The sequence below is a fragment of the Pelomicrobium sp. G1 genome, from assembly GCF_051905455.1.
In the GTDB taxonomy this organism is placed as follows: Bacteria; Pseudomonadota; Gammaproteobacteria; order Burkholderiales; family UBA6910; genus Pelomicrobium.
Genome location: NZ_JBQACR010000467.1, coordinates 1 through 251, shown reverse-complemented (window position 1 = coordinate 251; position 251 = coordinate 1). Strand labels below are relative to the sequence as shown.

General features: G+C 57.4%; 1 protein-coding gene. It reads right to left on the bottom strand.

The window, feature by feature from the left end:
• On the bottom strand, nt 1–247 hold a 247-nt coding region (locus ACTFO6_RS19255), incomplete at its 3' end, for an ATP-binding cassette domain-containing protein (RefSeq protein WP_439935930.1).
• Between the last annotated feature and the right edge of the window lie 4 nt (nt 248–251).

The window sequence follows — 251 nt, the reverse complement described above, 5'->3', positions numbered from 1 at the left end:
CCATCATGCGGTCCGGGCCGGGTCCATCGATGATGCGCCCTTTGAGGGTGATCGTGCCTTCCATTGGCTTTAGAAAGCCGCCGACCGCCTTGAGCAAGGTAGATTTGCCGCAACCTGACGGCCCTAGCAAGACGAACCTGTCGCTTTTAAGGACACCAAAGCTGACACGATAGGTTGCGGTAACGAGATGCTGCTTCGTCTTGTACTGAAGCGTGACGCCCTGCACATCCAGCAATGGTCCACCCACGTGC